The 17,250-nt window shown below is 70.9% G+C and carries 15 protein-coding genes; 8 read left to right on the forward strand and 7 right to left on the reverse strand.

Features of this window, described 5'->3' with window-relative positions:
- Positions 1 to 2: 2 nt before the first annotated feature.
- Both lptF and A33M_RS03645 read right to left on the reverse strand, forming a co-directional pair.
- Positions 3 to 1,163, reverse strand: coding sequence for an LPS export ABC transporter permease LptF (lptF, locus tag A33M_RS03640; protein WP_008383620.1), 1,161 nt, complete (start codon positions 1,161 to 1,163; stop codon positions 3 to 5).
- A gap of 120 nt (positions 1,164 to 1,283) precedes the next feature.
- On the reverse strand, positions 1,284 to 1,913 hold the full coding sequence (locus A33M_RS03645) for a UdgX family uracil-DNA binding protein (protein ID WP_008383622.1): 630 nt from the start codon (positions 1,911 to 1,913) through the stop codon (positions 1,284 to 1,286).
- Positions 1,914 to 2,038: 125 nt separating this feature from the next.
- On the opposite strand from A33M_RS03645, the gene A33M_RS03650 reads away from it, so the two are divergent.
- From A33M_RS03650 to A33M_RS03660, 3 genes are all read left to right on the forward strand, one after another.
- A complete protein-coding gene (locus A33M_RS03650; RefSeq protein WP_008383624.1) occupies positions 2,039 to 2,734 on the forward strand; it encodes a DNA-3-methyladenine glycosylase family protein in 696 nt (231 codons plus the stop codon).
- Positions 2,735 to 2,756: 22 nt separating this feature from the next.
- On the forward strand, positions 2,757 to 3,455 hold the full coding sequence (locus A33M_RS03655) for an alpha/beta hydrolase (RefSeq protein WP_040619158.1): 699 nt from the start codon (positions 2,757 to 2,759) through the stop codon (positions 3,453 to 3,455).
- Positions 3,456 to 3,731: 276 nt separating this feature from the next.
- Positions 3,732 to 4,250: an HNH endonuclease gene (locus tag A33M_RS03660; RefSeq protein ID WP_008383628.1), complete on the forward strand. Its 519-nt coding sequence runs from the start codon at positions 3,732 to 3,734 to the stop codon at positions 4,248 to 4,250.
- 149 nt (positions 4,251 to 4,399) lie between these two features.
- Here A33M_RS03660 and A33M_RS03665 read toward each other — a convergent pair whose 3' ends face one another.
- The 3 genes from A33M_RS03665 to ypfJ form a co-directional block, all read right to left on the reverse strand.
- Positions 4,400 to 5,098, reverse strand: coding sequence for a phasin family protein (locus A33M_RS03665; protein WP_008383630.1), 699 nt, complete (start codon positions 5,096 to 5,098; stop codon positions 4,400 to 4,402).
- Positions 5,099 to 5,301: 203 nt separating this feature from the next.
- A complete protein-coding gene (gene moaB, locus A33M_RS03670; RefSeq protein WP_008383632.1) occupies positions 5,302 to 5,865 on the reverse strand; it encodes a molybdenum cofactor biosynthesis protein B in 564 nt (187 codons plus the stop codon).
- Positions 5,866 to 5,997: 132 nt separating this feature from the next.
- Positions 5,998 to 6,912 carry a KPN_02809 family neutral zinc metallopeptidase gene (gene ypfJ / locus A33M_RS03675; RefSeq protein ID WP_008383634.1) on the reverse strand — a complete coding sequence of 305 codons (915 nt, stop codon included), beginning with the start codon at positions 6,910 to 6,912 and terminating at the stop codon, positions 5,998 to 6,000.
- A 368-nt stretch (positions 6,913 to 7,280) separates the two neighbouring features.
- Between ypfJ and A33M_RS03680 the strand changes: the two genes are divergently transcribed.
- Positions 7,281 to 8,321 carry a site-specific DNA-methyltransferase gene (locus A33M_RS03680; protein ID WP_040619160.1) on the forward strand — a complete coding sequence of 347 codons (1,041 nt, stop codon included), beginning with the start codon at positions 7,281 to 7,283 and terminating at the stop codon, positions 8,319 to 8,321.
- Between the two features lie 408 nt (positions 8,322 to 8,729).
- Here A33M_RS03680 and mutY read toward each other — a convergent pair whose 3' ends face one another.
- Positions 8,730 to 9,878 (reverse strand): A/G-specific adenine glycosylase, encoded by a 1,149-nt coding sequence (mutY, locus tag A33M_RS03685; protein ID WP_083850287.1) that lies wholly within the window; start codon positions 9,876 to 9,878, stop codon positions 8,730 to 8,732.
- Positions 9,879 to 9,905: 27 nt separating this feature from the next.
- On the opposite strand from mutY, the gene A33M_RS03690 reads away from it, so the two are divergent.
- The 4 genes from A33M_RS03690 to A33M_RS03705 all read left to right on the forward strand — a co-directional run bounded on the left by A33M_RS03690 (position 9,906) and on the right by A33M_RS03705 (position 15,763).
- Entirely contained in the window at positions 9,906 to 10,385 is a 480-nt protein-coding gene (locus A33M_RS03690) for a DUF721 domain-containing protein (RefSeq protein WP_008383641.1), read from the forward strand.
- Positions 10,386 to 10,539: 154 nt separating this feature from the next.
- On the forward strand, positions 10,540 to 11,184 hold the full coding sequence (locus tag A33M_RS03695; RefSeq protein WP_008383643.1) for a DsbA family protein: 645 nt from the start codon (positions 10,540 to 10,542) through the stop codon (positions 11,182 to 11,184).
- A gap of 286 nt (positions 11,185 to 11,470) precedes the next feature.
- Positions 11,471 to 14,932 carry a chromosome segregation protein SMC gene (gene smc / locus A33M_RS03700; protein WP_008383647.1) on the forward strand — a complete coding sequence of 1,154 codons (3,462 nt, stop codon included), beginning with the start codon at positions 11,471 to 11,473 and terminating at the stop codon, positions 14,930 to 14,932.
- Between the two features lie 168 nt (positions 14,933 to 15,100).
- A complete protein-coding gene (locus tag A33M_RS03705; RefSeq protein ID WP_008383649.1) occupies positions 15,101 to 15,763 on the forward strand; it encodes a hypothetical protein in 663 nt (220 codons plus the stop codon).
- A 63-nt stretch (positions 15,764 to 15,826) separates the two neighbouring features.
- On the opposite strand, the gene A33M_RS03710 is transcribed toward A33M_RS03705, so the two are convergent.
- Complete coding sequence (locus A33M_RS03710; protein ID WP_008383650.1) at positions 15,827 to 17,143, reverse strand: bifunctional folylpolyglutamate synthase/dihydrofolate synthase; 1,317 nt, start codon at positions 17,141 to 17,143, stop codon at positions 15,827 to 15,829.
- Positions 17,144 to 17,250: the final 107 nt, after the last annotated feature.

Consider the following 17,250-nt stretch of genomic DNA (forward strand, 5'->3'; position numbering starts at 1 on the left):
GCTCACCGCAGCGCCGGCCGCGGCAGCAGCGCCCGCAGCCGGTTGCGGAAGGCGGAGAGATCGAGCCGCGGCTCGAAGTCGAGCGCGCGGCCGGTGAGGATCGCCCACAGGCCGAAGCCGATCGCCCCGAGCAGCAGCGGATAGAGCGCATAGACGGCGATCGGCGTGCTCTGGCCGACCGCCATGCAGGCAAAACCGGCGATCCGCACGCCGAAGGCGCCGGCGATCACCAAGGCGATCGAGGCGATGCTGTTCTGCCGGGTGGTGCGCGGCGTGCACATCAGCATGTAGGCGACGATCGTGAAGGCGAACGGGTAGAGCGGCGCCACCAGCCGGTCGTGCAACTCGACGCGGAACTGGTTCGGCGCCGATTTCAAGAGCTTGTCCTCGGGGTCGGGAAACATCAGCTCCCACAGATAGCGCTCGCGCAGGCCGTAGGAGACGCGCCCGCCGGTGGTGTAGGGCGACAGGTCGAAGGCATAGCGCTCGAACCGCACCATGGTGGGATCGTGGTCGGCGACCCGGCGGCGCTGCACCCAGCCATCGGTCATCACCAGATAGGTGCCGCGCTCGGTCTGCAGAATGTCGCCCTGCTCGGCGAGGATCGTCACGCGCTCGGCCGGGTTGCGGAAGTCGTCGATCAGGATGCCGGTGAACTGGTTGTCGCTCTTCTTCTCGCGGATGTGGAAGGTGAGCCCGGACTCGATCGAGGTGAAGGTGCCCGGCCGCACGATATTGGCGACCACGTCGGCCCGCACTTTTGCGAGCCGGTCGTTCATCTCGCGCTGGAGGAACGGCGACAGCCACACCGCGATCACCGCGACCATCACCGCGACGGTCGCCGCGAGCATCGCGAACGGGCGAAACAGCCGGCGCGGCGAGGCGCCGGCGGCGTTCATCACCACGAGCTCGGAATCGCCGTTCAGCCGGTTGAGGACGTGGACCACGGCGATCAGAAGCGCGATCGGCGCGAGGATCAGCATCAGGGTCGGGATCACCAGGCTGGTGATCGAGAGGAAGACCAGCACGGTCTGGCCCTGGCTGGTGATGAGGTCGATCTGGCGCAGGATCTGGGTCACCCAGATCACCGCGGTCAGGGAGACCAGGATCATCACGAAGGCGCTGAAGCCGGTCTTGTAGATGTAGCGGTCGAGCGAATCCATCGAGCCATCGGGTCGGGCCGGCCACGGGCGGCGGCCGGCGAGGGGTCGCGTCCTTTATAGGCGAACTCGAGGCGCTTGGCACCGGCGCAGCGCCCGTCCCCTGCCTCCGGCCCGACGAACTCAGGCCGCGCTGCGGAGCCGGCGGGCGGCGAGCGCGAGATCGGCGACGAAGGCGGCGTATTCGCGCGTCCGGTCGGCCTCGCCGCGCAGCCGCAGCAGGTAGGAGGGGTGGACGGTGACGAGGAGCGCCGTGCCGTCGCGCGCCGTCAACGCAGTACCGCGGGTGCGGGCGAGCGTGACGGTGCGGCCCAACAGGCTCGCCGCCGCGGTGGCGCCGAGCGCCACCACGAGGTCCGGCTTCACCAGCGCCCGCTCGAGGTCGTTCCACCAGCGGCAGCGCTCGATCTCGTGGGCGTTCGGCTTCTTGTGGAGCCGGCGCTTGCCGCGCGCCTCCCACTTGAAGTGCTTGACGGCATTGGTGACGAACACCTCGCGGCGGTCGATGCCGGCCTCGGCGATCGCCCGGTCGAGCAGCTTTCCGGCCGGTCCGACGAACGGCTTGCCGGAAAGGTCTTCCTGGTCGCCGGGCTGCTCGCCGACCAGCATCAGCCGGGCGGTGTCCGGCCCTTCGCCCGGCACCACCAGGGTCGCATTGCGGTGGAGCGGACAGCGGGTGCAGGCCGCCTCCGCCTCGCGCAGCGCGGCCAGCGTCTCCACCATCGGGGCATCGAGCGGCAGTTCGGTCGCCATGCCTTCTCGAACTGCGCCGAAGGGAGGCGGGTTCCGCCGCGAGCAGCCACGGGTTTCGCGAGCCGGGAGGGGCGCTTCCGGAAACCGGGTTTGAGCGTGGCCCGTCGGGCGCCTATGTCTCGGCCATGACCCACCGCCCGCCTCACCGCCCACCCCACCGCCTGGACACCGAGGCCGACATCGCCCGCGGCCTCGCAGGCCTCCTCGCCGCCGATCCGCGCCTCGCGCCCGTCGTGGCGGTGGCGGGCGAGCCGCCGCTGCGTCGCCGCCCGGCCGGCTTTGCCGGGCTCGTCGCCACCGTGCTCGGGCAGCAGCTCTCGATCGCCAGCGCTGCGGCGATCGGCGCCCGGCTGTTCGCCGCCTACGACCCGTTCGAGCCGGCCGTGGTGGCGCAGGCGGAGCCGGCGACGCTGGCGCGGATCGGCCTGTCGGCGGCCAAGATCAAATCCGTGAAGGCGATCGCCGCGGCGATCGCCGAGGGCGCGCTCGACCTCGACGGGCTCGCCGACCTCGCCGCCGACGAGGCCCACCAAAAGCTCGTCGCGGTGCACGGGATCGGCCCGTGGACCGCCGACAGCTATCTCCTCTTCTGCCTCGGCCATGCCGACGCGTGGCCGGCCGGCGACCTCGCATTGCAGGAGGCGGCGCGCCTCGCCTTCGGCCTCGACGCCCGCCCGACCGCCAAGGCGATGGCGGAGATGGCCGAGGCCTGGCGGCCGTGGCGCGGAGTGGCGGCGTTCCTGCTGTGGGGGTATTATCGCGTGGTGAAGCAGCGCGACCCGGTGCTGCCCGCGCCGGTGACGGCGGTGTCCCGAACATGAGGAGAATCCCGCCGTGACTCGGATGCTCGACGGTCCACGGCTGGCGCCGAAATCCGGCCGCCCGGCCCGCCGGCTGGTGGTGTTTCTCCACGGCTACGGCGCCGACGGCCACGACCTCATCGATATCGGCCGGATGTGGCAGGAGCAGATGCCCGACGCCGCGTTCGTCTCGCCGCACGCGCCGTTTCCGTGCGGGCAGGCACCGGTCGGCCGCGAGTGGTTTCCCCTCACCTTCCGCGAGCCCGGCGAGCGCTGGCGCGGGGTGAACGCCGCCGCCCCCGTCCTGAACGATTTCCTCGACCAGGAGCTCGCCCGCCACGGGCTGCCGGGCGAGGCGCTGGCGCTGGTCGGCTTCAGCCAGGGCACCATGATGGCGCTGCATGTCGGCCTGCGGCGAAACACGGCGCCGATGGCGATCGTCGGCTATTCGGGCATCTTCGTGCTGCCGAACGACGGCGGGCCGGAGGCCGCCGAAGCGGTCGAGCCGGAGATTTCCGCCCGCCCGCCGGTGCTGCTGCTGCACGGCGCCGACGACGACCTGATCCCGGTGCAGGCGTTGTTTCTCGCCGCCGACGCGCTGGCCGCGCTGTCGGTGCCGGTCGAGTGGCACCTCTCGCACGGGATCGGCCACGGCATCGACGAGGACGGCTTGCGGCACGGCGGCGCCTTCCTGGCCAAGGCGGCCGGCAGGAGCGCGGGCGCGCGATTCGGCCGCGGCTGACGCCGCCGCACCGCACCGCGTCCGGCCACACCCGGGAAGGCGGTACGACGGGAGGGCGGTGCCGGCCGCACGGCCTCCACGATGGGGCGAAAACGTCGCAGGCCGCACGCTCCACGGTCGGAACGCACGAAAAAAGCCGCAAAATCGGACTTGCTTCACGAGCCTGTCACGCGCCCTAATATGATGGCGGTGCTGGTGCTGCGGTGCAGTGGTCCGAAACGAGGTTGGAGGAGCGTATTGAACGCTCATACATCCCCGGGCGGATGGCCGGTTCTCGTGCTCAATGCCGACTTCCGCCCGCTGAGCTACTATCCCCTGTCACTGTGGTCGTGGCAGGATGCGATCAAGGCGGTCTTTCTCGATCGCGTGAACATCGTCGCGCACTACGACAAGGCGGTGCGCAGCCCGAGCCTGGAGATACAGCTTCCGAGCGTGGTCTCGCTGAAGACCTTCGTGAAGCCGTCGACCAGCCCCGCCTTCACGCGCTTCAACGTCTTCCTGCGCGACCGCTTCTCCTGCCAGTACTGCGGCAGCCACGACGACCTCACCTTCGACCACCTGATCCCGCGCTCGCTGGGCGGCCAGACCACCTGGGACAACGTCGTCACCGCCTGCTCGGCCTGCAACCTCAAGAAGGGCAACAAGACGCCGGCCGAGGCCACGATGTGGCCGAGCCAGACGCCCTTTCAGCCCAGCGTGATGCACCTGCACCGCAACGGCCGCCTCTTCCCGCCGAACTACCTGCACGACAGCTGGCTCGACTATCTCTATTGGGACACCGAGCTCGACCCGTGACGCCGGCCGGGCACGCCCGGCGGTCCCGCTCGACCCGAACGACCGAAACCCGGACGGGCGAAACCCGAAAGGGCGAAACGGGGACGGGCAAAACGCGGACGGCCGGATCGTGTCCGGCCGTCCATGAGCGTGCGTGAGGTGCCGGCCCGTCAGTGTGCCGCCTGCGGCTCGCGGGACGGCTCGGCCCCCGGCGCGGTCGGCGGCGACGCCTCGGTGCGCTCGGGACCGCCCATGCCCGGCTCCCGACCGTCCATGCCGCGCCCCGGGCGGTCGGTGCCGTCGCCGCCGCGGTCGATCCGCTCCTCGGCCCGCTGCATCGCCTGCTCGGCGGAATGCACCGACTTCTCGGCGATCCGCCGGGTGCAGTCGAGCCAGCTCTCGAGATTGGCGCGCATGATCTCGCTCTGGATCGAGATCATCTCCTGCGGCGTCCGGCACTGGAGCAGCCGGCCCGCCCGGTCGAAGTTCTGCTCGAGCCGCTCGCCGGTGAAGTCCATCCACGCCTTGGTGACCTGCTTGGTCATCTCGGTGAGAATGGAGCTCGACTCGACGATCGCGTCGACATTGGCCGTGGTCCGCTCGGCGGCCTGCTGGACGCCGTCGCCGGACAGCCCGAGCGCCTTCGAGAACTGATCGGCCGAGTGCCTGGCGATGTCCGAGGCGAGGCGCGAGCCGGACTGAATCGCGTCCTGCATCGCCTCCGCACCGTGCTTCAACATCTCCGCACTCGCCTTGGCGGCCCGCTCGTTCACCGCCGCCGACGCCTGCCCGATCCGCTCTGTCTGCTCCGAGACTTTGCGCGCGGTGTCCTCGGCGACGCGCCGCTGCTCGTCGACCTGCTGATCCATCGTTTCCTCCTGTGGTGGGGATGGCAGCCTGACAAGTCGGGTTGCGGTTGCCGGTTCCTCGATCATCACAAGTTGAAACGGAGTTTGGAAGGTCTCTCACGTGACGACGATCGTGCACGCCTGCTCGGTCGGGCATCGAACCGAAGCGGCGACGACGGCGTGACACGGTCGTGACAGGATCGCCAGTCGGCCGTGCGGCGGACTCAGCTGCTGGCGCCGCCGGCCTTGGGACGGCGCAGATGCTCCTCGAGCCGCGGCATGATCTCGACGAAGTTGCACGGCCGGTAGCGATAGTCGAGCTGATGCACGAGGATGCCGTCCCAGGCGTCACGACAGGCGCCGGGCGAGCCGGGCAGGCAGAAGACATAGGTGCCGCGCGCGACGCCGGCGGTCGCCCGCGTCTGGATCGCCGAGGTGCCGATCTGCTGATAGCTGACGAACAGGAACAGCGTGGAGAACCCCTCCATCCGCTTCTCGAACAGGGGCTCCACCGCCTCCGGTGTCACGTCGCGGCCGGTGAAGCCGGTGCCGCCGGTCGTGATCACGACGTCGATCTCCGGATCGGCGATGAAGGTCTCCACCCGCGTGCGGATCGCCGCCACGTCGTCCATCACGATCGCGCGGGCGGCCAGCGTGTGGCCCGCCGCGGTGAGGCGGTCGGCGAGCGTCGCGCCGGACTTGTCGTCGTCGAGCGAGCGCGTGTCGGAGACGGTGAGCACCGCGATCTTGAGCGGCTTGAACTCGCGGGACTCGTCGATACCCGGCATTTTCTCGTTCCTCTCGGGGCCGTTGCCGCACGATTCCGTGCCGTCTCACATCCGCGGCCGGGCGAAAGTGTTTCCCGGTCGTGCCGCGAATGCAAGGCCCGCGCTGGCGCGCCGGGCACTGATGAAAAAACCTCAGAGGCTGTCGGCCTTGAAGGTGTTGCAGGCGGAGATGGTGCCTTCCTTCAGGCCGGTCTCGAACCAGCGCTGGCGTTGGGCCGACGAGCCGTGCGTGAAGGAATCCGGCACCACGCGGCCGCGCGCCTGCATCTGCAGCTTGTCGTCGCCGATCGCCGATGCGGTGCGCATCGCCGCCTCGACGTCGCCCGGCTCGATCGCGCGATATTTGCGGTCGGCGTGATGCGCCCACACGCCGGCGAAGCAGTCGGCCTGCAGCTCGACGCGCACCTGCAGACGGTTGGCGTCGGTGCGCGACATGCCGCGCTGCATCTCGTTCACTTTTGGCAGGATGCCGAGCAGATTCTGGACGTGATGGCCGACCTCGTGGGCGATCACGTAGGCCTGGGCGAAGCGGCAGGAGTCGGAGCCCGCGTCGCAGCCGTGAAAGCGTCGCTCGATGTCCTTGAAGAAGGAGGTGTCGAGATAGACCTTTCGATCGGCCGGGCAATAGAACGGCCCCATCGCCGCCTGCGCGACACCGCCGCACGCCTGGTTGGTCACCTCGTTGTAGAGCACCAGCACCGGGCCACGATAGGTCGCGCCGTTCTTGGAGAAGATCTCCTTCCATTCGACGTCGGCGCTGCCGAGCACCGCCGAGACGAACTTGCCGGTCTGGTCGTCCGGCGTGCCGGTGCGGCCCGAGGACTGCTGCTGCACTTGGCGCTGGCCGCCGCCCTGCATCATCTCGGCGCCGCCGATCAGGAGGCGCGGATCGATGCCGAGCGCCCAGCCGACCAGGCCCAGCACCACGATGGTGCCGATGCCGAGTCCACCGCCGCCCACCGGCAGCCCGAACCCGCCGCGCGAATATCCGCTCTCGCCGCGCCGATCCTCGACGTTGTCGCTTTCCGGCAGATTGTCCCAGCGCATCGACCCGCTCCGTGAACCGAATTCCGAACCCGCTTCGCCGCCCTCGCCGCACTGCGCTCCGACGGCACGAGAAAAAACCCGTGATCCATGAAGACGCGACGGGCCACTCACGTTCCCGTGCGTCGGCCGCGAATATGGCTTCGCGCCGCGGGGCGCACCAGAGATGCGCAGGAATTAAGTCGATTTTTACCTAAGCCGGCGATGATCCGTTCGTCGGCCGAAGGTCTCGCGTCGCCGACCGCGTCGCTCGAGTAGAGTTTTGCGTCATGGGTGATACGCGTCGCGGGGCGTCCGTCAGGACGCCCCGCACAACTCCAAGAATCGCCGCCTCGACGGCCCGTGTCCTGATCGGTGACTGCGTCGCCGAGTTGGAGAAGCTCCCCGCCGCATCGGTGGATCTGGTGTTTGCCGATCCGCCCTACAATCTGCAGCTCAAGGGTGATCTCAAGCGGCCGGACGATTCGCGCGTCGACGCGGTCGACGACGCCTGGGACAAGTTCGAGAGCTTCGAGGCGTACGACGCCTTCACGCGCGCCTGGCTGCTGGCCTGCCGCCGCGTGATGAAGCCGACCGCGACGCTGTGGGTGATCGGCTCCTATCACAACATCTTCCGGGTCGGCACGATCCTGCAGGATCTCGGCTTCTGGATCCTCAACGACGTGATCTGGCGCAAGTCGAACCCGATGCCGAATTTTCGCGGGCGACGCTTCACCAACGCGCACGAGACGATGATCTGGGCGGCGCGCGACGCCGGCGCCAAGGGCTACACCTTCAATTACGAGGCGCTGAAGGCCGGCAACGAGGACGTCCAGGTCCGCTCGGACTGGACGCTGTCGCTGTGCACCGGCGACGAGCGCCTGAAGGACGATTCCGGCAAGAAGCTGCATCCGACCCAGAAGCCGGAAGCGCTGCTGGCGCGGGTGATTCTCTCCTCGTCGCGCCCCGACGACCTGGTGCTCGACCCGTTCACCGGCACCGGCACGACGGGCGCGGTGGCGAAAAAGCTCGGGCGGCGGTTCGTCGGTGTCGAGCGCTTGCGCGAATATGCCGACGCGGCGCAGGCCCGGCTCGATTCGGTGCTGCCGTTGCCGGCGGCCTCCGTCGCCCCGTTCCAGACCGCTCGCGAGGCGCCCCGTGTGCCGTTCGCCGCGCTGATCGAGCGCGGCCTCGTCACGCCCGGCACCACGCTGACCGATGCAAAAGGCCGGGTGAAGGCGCTGGTGCGGGCGGACGGCGCGGTGAGCTTCGGCCAGTCGGTCGGCTCGATCCACCGGATCGGCGCGATCGCCCAGGGGCTCGAGGCGTGCAACGGCTGGACCTTCTGGCACGTCGAGACGCCGAAGGGCCTCGCGCCGATCGACACGCTGCGCGCCGTCGTGCGCGCCGAGCAGCGAATCGCCGCCGAGTAGGCGACTCGTCGCCGGGTGGCTCGTCGCGGGTGACTCGTCACGAGCGACTCGTCACGGGGTGGCTCGCCACGGGTGGCACGCCACCGCGGTTTCCTCACGAGGGCTCGTGACGAGCCGTCGTGAGGACCAGGCAAATTTTGCCGGGTGGCTTCTGGCACCGCGCCACCGGCGCCCGCGGGCCGAAAACCACCCCCTCCTCCGCTCCTTCCCGCGACAGCGGGAACCCACGGATGCATGCATCCGTCATGCGCGGGCTCCGACCCGCGCATCCATCAAATCGAAAAACATCGTCTTGTTCGGCTCGATGGATCGCCGGGTCACGGCCAAGGCCGGCCCGGCGATGACGGCGGAGCTCTCGGCGGCCTCCGCGCCTCTCATCGAAAACTCGGCAATCGCGCCGAAAAATCCTCACGTGCCCCGTCGCGGCCCGGTGTCGAGCCCGGCGTGGAGGAGGACCTTTCTCATCACGTTGGGGAACGCCTCGTCGGCGAGATCCGTTCGCGCGACCCAGCGCGCGCCGGGCGGCGCGACGCAGCCGTCCGGCACTGCCGCCACGTAGACGAGCAGCTCCAGCGGAAAATGCGTGAACACGTGCGTCACCACGCCCGGCACGCGGCGCCAATCCTTCTTCGAGAGACCGAGATCGGGCGCATGCGACAGCGCATCGCGCTGCGAAAAATCGGCGGACCAGTCGGTGGTCGGCACCTCGGTCATGCCGCCGAGCAAGCCCTTTTCCGCCCGGGTGCGCACCAGCACGGCGCCGTCCGCCCGCACCACCACGAACGCGGCGCCGCGCCGTAAAATTCCCTCGCGCTTCGCCGTCTTCACCGGAAATTTTTCCGGATCGCTCCGCCTTCGGGCAACACACGGATCGCTCCACGGGCACAGCGCACAGGCCGGATTCTTGGGCGTGCAGATCGTCGCGCCGAGATCCATCAAGGCCTGCGCGAAGTCGCCGGCTCTTTCGGGCGGCTCCAGCGCCTCCGCCAGCGCCCGCACCTTCGGCTTGGCGCCCGGCAGGGGCTCGGCGAGCGCGTGCAGGCGCGTCACCACCCGCTCCACATTGCCGTCGACCGGCACCACCGCGACGTCGAAGGCGATCGCCGCGATCGCGTTCGACGTGTAGTCGCCGATGCCGGGCAAATCCTTCAGCTCCGCCACCGTCCCCGGAAATCGTCCGCCGTGCCGCTCCACCACCGCCTTGGCACAGGCATGAAGATTGCGGGCGCGGGCGTAATAGCCGAGCCCGGCCCACAGCCGGAGCACGTCGTCGAGATTTGCCCGCGCGAGGTCGGCAACCGTCGGGAAGCGCGCCATGAAGGTCGCGAAATAGGGCGCCACCGCCTTCACGGTGGTCTGCTGCAGCATGATCTCCGACAGCCACACGGCATAGGGGTCGGCGCGCCGGCCGGGCGGCGCCCGCCACGGCAGCACCCGGCGGTGGCGGTCGTACCAGGCGAGCAGGTCGTCGCACGAGGCACGCGGCGCGCAGGGGGCGCGCGGGGCACGCGGGGCAGAGGTCGGCTTTCGCGGGGCGCGTGGCGCTGCTAGGGTCATCGTCTCCCTCTGGCAGAGCCGCACGCCATGAACAAGCCGGTCCGCTTCCGTGCCCGCCCGCTCGCCGACCTGGTCGGCCCGTGCGTCGCCACCGCGTTCGCCCGGCGCGGTTTTGCCTCGACCGAGCTCGTCACCCACTGGGAGGACATCGTCGGCGCCGAGATCGCCGGCCTCGCCGAGCCGATGAAGATCGAGTGGCCGCGCCGCCGCGAAGGCGAGGAGCAGGCCCCGGCGACCCTGGTGCTGCGGGTCGAGGGGCCGGCGGCGATCGAGATCCAGCACCTCGCGGGTGCGATCGTCGCCCGCATCAACCAGTTCTTCGGCTGGCCGGCGGTCGCCCGCATCGCGCTGCGCCAGGCGCCGCTGCAGCGCCGCGCCAAGGCGAAGCCGCGCCGGCGGATCGACCCGGCCGCCATTGCGCGCGAAAGCGCAGCGCTCGGCGGCATCGCCGACGAGGGGTTGCGGGCGGCCTTGGCAAAGCTCGGCGCCGCGGTGAAGAGCCGGTAACGAAGCACCTCACCGGCAGCGCGGCACCGTTCGCTCGCGCGGCCGTGAAAGCGGCAAAAACGCCACAAAGGCCGGGATTGTTGCGCGCATGGACCAAACCCGCTAGCGGACGTCCGACCGAGACCCCTGCCTCCACAGCCCCGAGAGGATCACCGTGCCCGTCACCCGCCGCGAACTCGTCATCAGTGCTTCCTGCCTCGCGCTCGTCGCGGCGATCGGCCTGCCGATGCCGGCGCACGCCGAGGACGACGTCGACATGGCGAAGGTTTTGGAGCCGAGCCCGCTCGGCGACATCGCGCTCGGCAAGAAGGATGCCCCGGTCACCATCGTCGAATACGCCTCGATGACCTGTGGTCACTGCGGCCACTTCACCAACGACGTGCTGCCGATCGTCAAGGAAAAGTATATCGACACCGGCAAGGTGCGCTACATCCTGCGCGACTTCCCGCTCGACAACGTCGCCGCGGCGATCACCCTGCTGGCGCGCTGCCAGGGCGGCGAGAAATATTATCCGATGGTCGAGATGTTCTTCCAGCAACAGAAGAACTGGATCACCGCCAAGGACATGAAGGGGGCGATCTTCAACCTCGCCAAGCAGGCGGGCTTCACCCAGGAATCGTTCGAGGCCTGCATCGGCGACCAGAAGCTGCTCGACGAGGTGCAGGCGGTGCGCGACCGCGCCGCCAAGGAGTTCGGGGTGAACTCGACGCCGACCTTCTTCATCAATGGCGAGCGAATCGTCGGCGCCCTGCCGGCCGAGGAGTTCACCAAGATCATCGACAAGCACCTCCAGGCGTGACGGCCAAAAACCACCACCGAGACGTGCCGGGGCGGGTCGAAAAGGCCCGCCCCGGCGGCGTTTTACGGGAGATCGACGCGATTTCGCGAGAGACAAAGGTCTGGACAAGCCGGGCCCGGCTGTTGCGTTCGCCGGAAATCGCTCCATTCTCCGCCGCCATGCGGCAGACCTCGACCACTCCGACCCGGCGCCCCGCCCCGCTCGGCCCCGCTCCGCTCGGCATCGTGCCGCGCGCGGCGGCCGGCGCGCCGGCGCCTCGTGCCCGGCGTCCGGAGGCGTGCCCGCGATGAAGTTCCAGCGTCTGCGCCTCGTCGGCTTCAAGACCTTCGTCGAGCCGACCGACTTCATGATCGAGCCGGGGCTGACCGGCGTGGTCGGGCCGAACGGCTGCGGCAAGTCGAACCTCGTCGAGGCGATGCGCTGGGTGATGGGCGAGGCCTCGCACAAGGCGATGCGCGCCGCCGACATGAACGACGTCATCTTCTCGGGCAACCAGAAGCGGCCGGCGCGCAACACCGCCGAGGTCTCGATCCTGATCGACAACACGGCGCGCACCGCCCCCGCCCAGTTCAACGGCGACGACCAGCTCGAGGTGTCGCGCCGCATCGAACGCGAGCAGGGCTCGACCTACCGGGTCAACGGCCGCGAGGTGCGCGCGCGCGACGTGCAGATTTTGTTCGCCGACGCCTCGTCCGGCTCGCGCTCGCCGGCGATGGTGCATCAGGGCCGCATCGGCGAGATCATCCAGGCAAAGCCCGAGCAGCGCCGGCGCGTGCTCGAGGAGGCGGCCGGCATCTCCGGCCTGCACGCCCGCCGCCACGAGGCGGAGCTGCGGCTGCGCGCCGCCGAGCAGAACCTGCTCCGGCTCGAGGACGTGATCGGCCAGCTCGGCGGGCAGATCGAGTCGCTCAAGCGCCAGGCCCGCCAGGCGGTGCGCTACAAGGCCTTGTCCGGCCATGTCCGCAAGGCCGAGGCCACGCTGTTTCACGTCCGCTGGCGCAAGGCCGGCGAGGAGGTCGCCGCCGCCGCCCGCGCCCAGGAGGCGAGCGTGCGCGAGGTCGCCGAGCGCACCGCCGTGCAGGCGGACGCCGCCACCCGCCAGGGCCACGCCTTCGCCTCGCTGCCGGCGCTGCGCGAGGCCGAGGCCAAGGCCGCCGCCGCGCTGCAGCGCCTCGTCTCCGCCCGCGATCTGCTCACACGTGAGGAAGCGCGCGCCGCCGAGCGCACCGCCGAGCTCGACCGCCGCATCCAGCAGATCGCCGTCGACCGCGACCGCGAGGCGCAGATGCTGGCCGACGCCGACGGCACCATGGCCCGGCTCGCCGCCGAGCGCGAAACGCTCGAGGAAGAGCTTGCGGCCGGCGAGGAGCGCCGCTTCGCGGTCGAGGAGAAGGTCGCCGAGGCCGGCGCCGCGGTCGCCGAGACCGAGCAAAAACTCGCCGCGCTCACCGCCGCGCTCGCCGAGATCGGCGCGAAACGCCGGGCGCTCGAAGGCGCGATGCGCTCCAACAGCGAGCGCGCCGCCCGCACCGAGCAGGAACTCGCCGGCGTCACCGCCGAGCTCGACCGGATGATGGCGGACGCGAACGAGGCGGTCGACCTCGAGGGGCTCGCCGAGGCCGCCGAGATCGCCCAGGAGGCGCTCGCCGAAGCCGAGGCGGCCTCGGTGCGCGCGGAAGCCGCGCATTCCGGCGCCCGCCAGGCGCTCGACGTCGCCCGCCAGCCGCTCGCCGAGGCCGAGCGCCGGGTCAACCGGCTGGAGACCGAGGCGAAGACGCTCGCCAAGGTTCTGCACGTCGAGGCGACCCAGATGTGGCCGCCGGTGATCGACCTGATCACCGTCGACAAGGGCTTCGAGACGGCGCTCGGCGCCGCGCTCGGCGACGACCTCGACGCCCCGGTGGAGGCCTCCGCGCCGATCCGCTGGACTCTTTCCGAGGGGTCCGGCGACGACCCGGCACTGCCGGCGGGAATCGATTCGCTCGGCGCGCACGTGTCGAAGGCGCCGCCAGAACTCGCCCGCCGCCTCGCCCAGATCGGCGTCGTCGCGCGCGACGACGGCCCGCGCCTCGCAAAGCTCCTGAAGCCCGGCCAGCGCCTCGTCACCCCGGACGGCGATCTTTGGCGCTGGGACGGGTTCGCGGTCGCCGCCCACGCGCCGACCGGCGCCGCCCGGAGGCTCGCCGAAAGGAACCGCCTCGCCGACATCGAAGGCGAGCTGGCCGCCGCCCGCGAAGAGCTGGAGACCCGCCGCGAGGCCGCCGAGGCGGCCAGGCAGGAGGTGGCGGAGGCCGCCGCCGCCGAGCAGGCCGCCCGCGAGGCGCGGCGCCAGCAGCAGCGCGCCGCCCAGGACGCGCGCGACCGCCAGGCCGCCGCCGAGCGCGAGATGGGCCGGCTCACCGCCCGGCGCGCCGGGCTGGTGGAAGCGCAGTCGCGCCTCGCCGCCTCGCGCGACGAGGCCCGTGCCGCAGCCGAGGAGGCCGCCGCCGCGCTCGAGGAGCTCGCCCCCTCCGACGAGCTGGAGGCCGAGCTGGCCGAGGTCCAGGCAAAAGTCTCCGGCGAGCGGACGACGCTCGCGGAAGCCCGCGCCGCCGCCCAGGCGCTCGCCCGCGAGATCGACCTCACCACCCGCCGGCTGACCGGCGTCGCCACCGACATCGCCGCCTGGGAGACCCGCAAGGGCAGCGCCGGCGAGCAGATCGAGACGCTCGCCGCCCGCCTCGCCGAGGCGACCGAGGAGCGCGAGGGGCTCGCCGAGGCGCCCGCCCAGTTCGCACTGAAGCGCCGCGCGCTGATCGGCGAGATCGAGGCGGCGGAGGCCGAGCGCCGCGAGGCCGCCGATGCGCTGGCCGCCGCGGAGACCGCGCTCGCCGACGCCGACCGCGCCGACAAGGCCGCGCGCGACGCGATGAGCGCCGCCCGCGAGAGCGCGGTGCGCGCCGAGGAGCGCCACGAGGCGGCCAAGCGCCGGCTCGCCGAGGTCGCCCGCGAGATCCAGGAGGTGCTCGAGGTTCAGCCCGACGCCCTGCCGGCGCTCGCGGAAATCACGCCCGACGCCGCCCTGCCCGACCCTGCCGAGATCGAGGCAAAGCTCGAGCGGCTGCGCCGCGAGCGCGAGCGGCTCGGCGCCGTCAACCTGCGCGCCGACGACGAGCTGAACGAGGTCGAGCAGCAGCACGGCACGCTGACCTCCGAGCGCGAGGACTTGACCGCCGCCATCAAGCGGCTGCGCCAGGGCATCCAGAGCCTCAACAAGGAGGCGCGCGACCGTTTGCTCGCCTCGTTCGAGGTGGTCAACGAGCACTTCAAGCGGCTGTTCACCACGCTGTTCGGCGGCGGCACGGCCGAGCTTCAGCTCACCGAGAGCGAGGACCCGCTGGAAGCCGGCCTCGACATTCTGGCAAAGCCGCCCGGCAAGAAGCCGGCGACGCTGTCGCTCCTCTCGGGCGGCGAGCAGGCCTTGACCGCGATGGCGCTGATCTTCGCGGTGTTCTTGACCAATCCGGCGCCGATCTGCGTGCTCGACGAGGTCGACGCCCCGCTCGACGACCACAATGTCGACCGCTTCTGCGACCTGCTCGTCGAGATGACCAAGTCGACCGAGACCCGCTTCGTGATCATCACCCACAACCCGATCACGATGGCGCGGATGAACCGGCTGTTCGGCGTCACCATGGCCGAGCGCGGCGTCTCGCAGCTGGTGTCGGTCGATCTCGAGGAAGCGGTCAAGTTCCAGGAAGCGGTCTGACCGTCGGGTCCCGCACGGACGAAATCTCCTTTTCCGGCAAGTCTCGCGCCGCGATCGCCGTCCGCGACGGTGGTATCGCGATTGTGAACGCACCTCTGCGGCCTGGTTCTGTGTCCGGCCGTTTTCCACGGCCTATGTTGCTCGTGGCGACGGACAAAGGAGAGCAAGATGCGAGCGATGACGATCGGGAGGAGCGGCCGGCTGGCGATCGCGGCGGTTGCCGCCCTGGCGGCGGTGGCGTTCAGCGTTCCGGCGGAAGCGCAGCGCGGCCGGGGCGGGCCGGGCTTCTCGGCCGGTGCGCGCGGCTTCGGTGGCGGCGGCGCCCGGTTCGGTGGCGGCGGCGCCCGGTTCGGCGGTGGCGGCCCGCGCTTCGGTGCGGCGCCGCGAATGGGCGGTGGCGCCAGGTTCGGTGCAGGTCCGCGCTTCGGTGCAGGTCCGCGATTCGGTGCCGGTCCCCGCTTCGGCGCAGGTCCTCGCTTCGGCGGCGGACCGCGCTTCGTCGGCGCGCGCGTCGGCGGGCCGCGCTTCGCCGGACCGCGCTTCGCCGGCAGGCCGGGCTGGCGTGGTCCCGGCTGGCGCGGGCCGCGTCCGGGGTGGCGCGGGCCGGGCTGGTACGGTGGCCCGCGGTGGCGGCATCGGCGCTACTGGGCGGGACCGTTCATCGCCGCCCCGCTGATCGGCGCCGCCTGGGGCGCGAGCTATTACGGCTACGACACCGGCTATCACGGCACGTGCTGGCGCTGGCGGCCGACCCCGTGGGGCTGGCAGCGCGTGAACGTGTGCGGCTATCCGGGATATGCCGGCTATTACGGCTATGGCGCGCCGTGGTGAGCGTTCCGGGCATCCGGCACGCCGGAGACCCGACACTCGCTCGTGGCAAAAACCCCGCCGCCCTCAGCGCGGCGGGGTTCCGTTGAGCCGAAGCACCTCGCCGGCGAGATAGAGCGAGCCGGTGATCAGGATCCGCGCGGCGGGCGCGAGGCCGAGCGCGCCGACCCGCACCAGCGCATCCTCGACGCTGCCCGCCACGTCCGCCGGCAGGCCGATGCTCCGCGACACCGCCGCGATCTCGTCCGCCGGCAGGGCCTTCTCCTGCGGGACCGGCACCGCGATCAGCCGCAGCGCGAGCCCGAGGAAATTCCGCAAGAAGCCGGCGACGTCCTTGGTCGACAGCATGCCGACCACCAGCACCAGCGGCCGCGACACCCGCTCCTCGAGGTCGCCGAGCGCCGCCGCGATCATTCGTCCGCCATCGGCGTTGTGGCCGCCGTCGAGCCAAATCTCGGCGCCGTCCGGGGCGAGCAGCGGCAGGTTTCCGGTCGCGAGGCGCTGCATGCGCGCCGGCCATTCCGCCCGCACCAGGCCCTGCTCGAAGGCCGTGGCCGGCAGCGGCAGGCCACTCACGCGCAGCGCCGCGATCGCCGCCCCGGCATTGTCGACCTGATGGCGGCCGAACAGCCGCGGCGCCGGCAGATCGACCAGCCCGTCGGTGTCCTGATAGACGAGGCGCCCGCGCTCCTCGCCCGCCACCCAGTCCTGGCCCGCGACATGGAGCGGCGCGCCGACCCGCTCGGCGCGGTCGACCAGCACGTCGCGCACGACGTCGCCCTGGCGGGCGATCACCGCCGGCACCCCGCGCTTGAAGATGCCGGCCTTCTCGAGCGCGATCTTTTCCAGCGTGTCGCCGAGGAATTCGAGATGGTCCATCGAGACGGACGTCACCACGCTGGCGAGCGGGCTTTCCACCACATTGGTCGCGTCGAGCCTTCCGCCGAGCCCGACCTCGAGCAGCAGCACGTCGGCCGGATGCTTCGAGAACAGCAGGAACGCCGCCGCGGTCTCGATCTCGAACACGGTGATCGGCTGGCCGGCATTCGTGCGCTCGCACAGCTCGAGCGCCTCGATCAGCTCCTCGTCGGAGACCAGCACGCCGCCGCCCGCCCGGCCGAGCCGGAAGCGCTCGTTGATGCGCACCAGATTGGGCGAGGTGTAGACGTGCGCGGTGAGGCCCGCGGCCTCGACGATCGCCCGCATGAAGGCGATGGTCGAGCCCTTGCCGTTGGTGCCGGCGACGTGGATCACCGGCGGCAGCCGCCGCTCGGGATTGCCGAGCGCGTCGAGCAGCCGCCGTACCCGGTCGAGCGTGAGGTCGATCCGGCGCGGATGCAGCGCCAGGAGACGCGGCAGGATTTGGTCGAACGAGGCGGTCATGACGGGGTGCCGCTTCTTATACGAACGGCGACAGAGTCCGACCTCGTCCTGAGGAGCGCTCCGTAGGAGTGCGTCTCGAAGGGCGAGGCCACGGTGCGGGCCTCATC

The organism is Rhodovulum sp. PH10 (assembly GCF_000293785.1).
Classification (GTDB): domain Bacteria; phylum Pseudomonadota; class Alphaproteobacteria; order Rhizobiales; family Xanthobacteraceae; genus Rhodoplanes.

Coding starts and splice junctions, on each gene's coding strand:
- A33M_RS03690 (WP_008383641.1), top strand. CDS start 9,906: ATGAACAAGCCGGTCCGCTTCCGTGCCCGCCCGCTCGCCGACCTGGTC.
- A33M_RS03645 (WP_008383622.1), bottom strand. CDS start 1,913: ATGGCGACCGAACTGCCGCTCGATGCCCCGATGGTGGAGACGCTGGCC.
- smc (WP_008383647.1), top strand. CDS start 11,471: ATGAAGTTCCAGCGTCTGCGCCTCGTCGGCTTCAAGACCTTCGTCGAG.
- lptF (WP_008383620.1), bottom strand. CDS start 1,163: ATGGATTCGCTCGACCGCTACATCTACAAGACCGGCTTCAGCGCCTTC.
- A33M_RS03705 (WP_008383649.1), top strand. CDS start 15,101: ATGCGAGCGATGACGATCGGGAGGAGCGGCCGGCTGGCGATCGCGGCG.
- mutY (WP_083850287.1), bottom strand. CDS start 9,878: ATGACCCTAGCAGCGCCACGCGCCCCGCGAAAGCCGACCTCTGCCCCG.
- A33M_RS03655 (WP_040619158.1), top strand. CDS start 2,757: ATGCTCGACGGTCCACGGCTGGCGCCGAAATCCGGCCGCCCGGCCCGC.
- moaB (WP_008383632.1), bottom strand. CDS start 5,865: ATGCCGGGTATCGACGAGTCCCGCGAGTTCAAGCCGCTCAAGATCGCG.
- A33M_RS03665 (WP_008383630.1), bottom strand. CDS start 5,098: ATGGATCAGCAGGTCGACGAGCAGCGGCGCGTCGCCGAGGACACCGCG.
- A33M_RS03650 (WP_008383624.1), top strand. CDS start 2,039: ATGACCCACCGCCCGCCTCACCGCCCACCCCACCGCCTGGACACCGAG.
- ypfJ (WP_008383634.1), bottom strand. CDS start 6,912: ATGCGCTGGGACAATCTGCCGGAAAGCGACAACGTCGAGGATCGGCGC.
- A33M_RS03710 (WP_008383650.1), bottom strand. CDS start 17,143: ATGACCGCCTCGTTCGACCAAATCCTGCCGCGTCTCCTGGCGCTGCAT.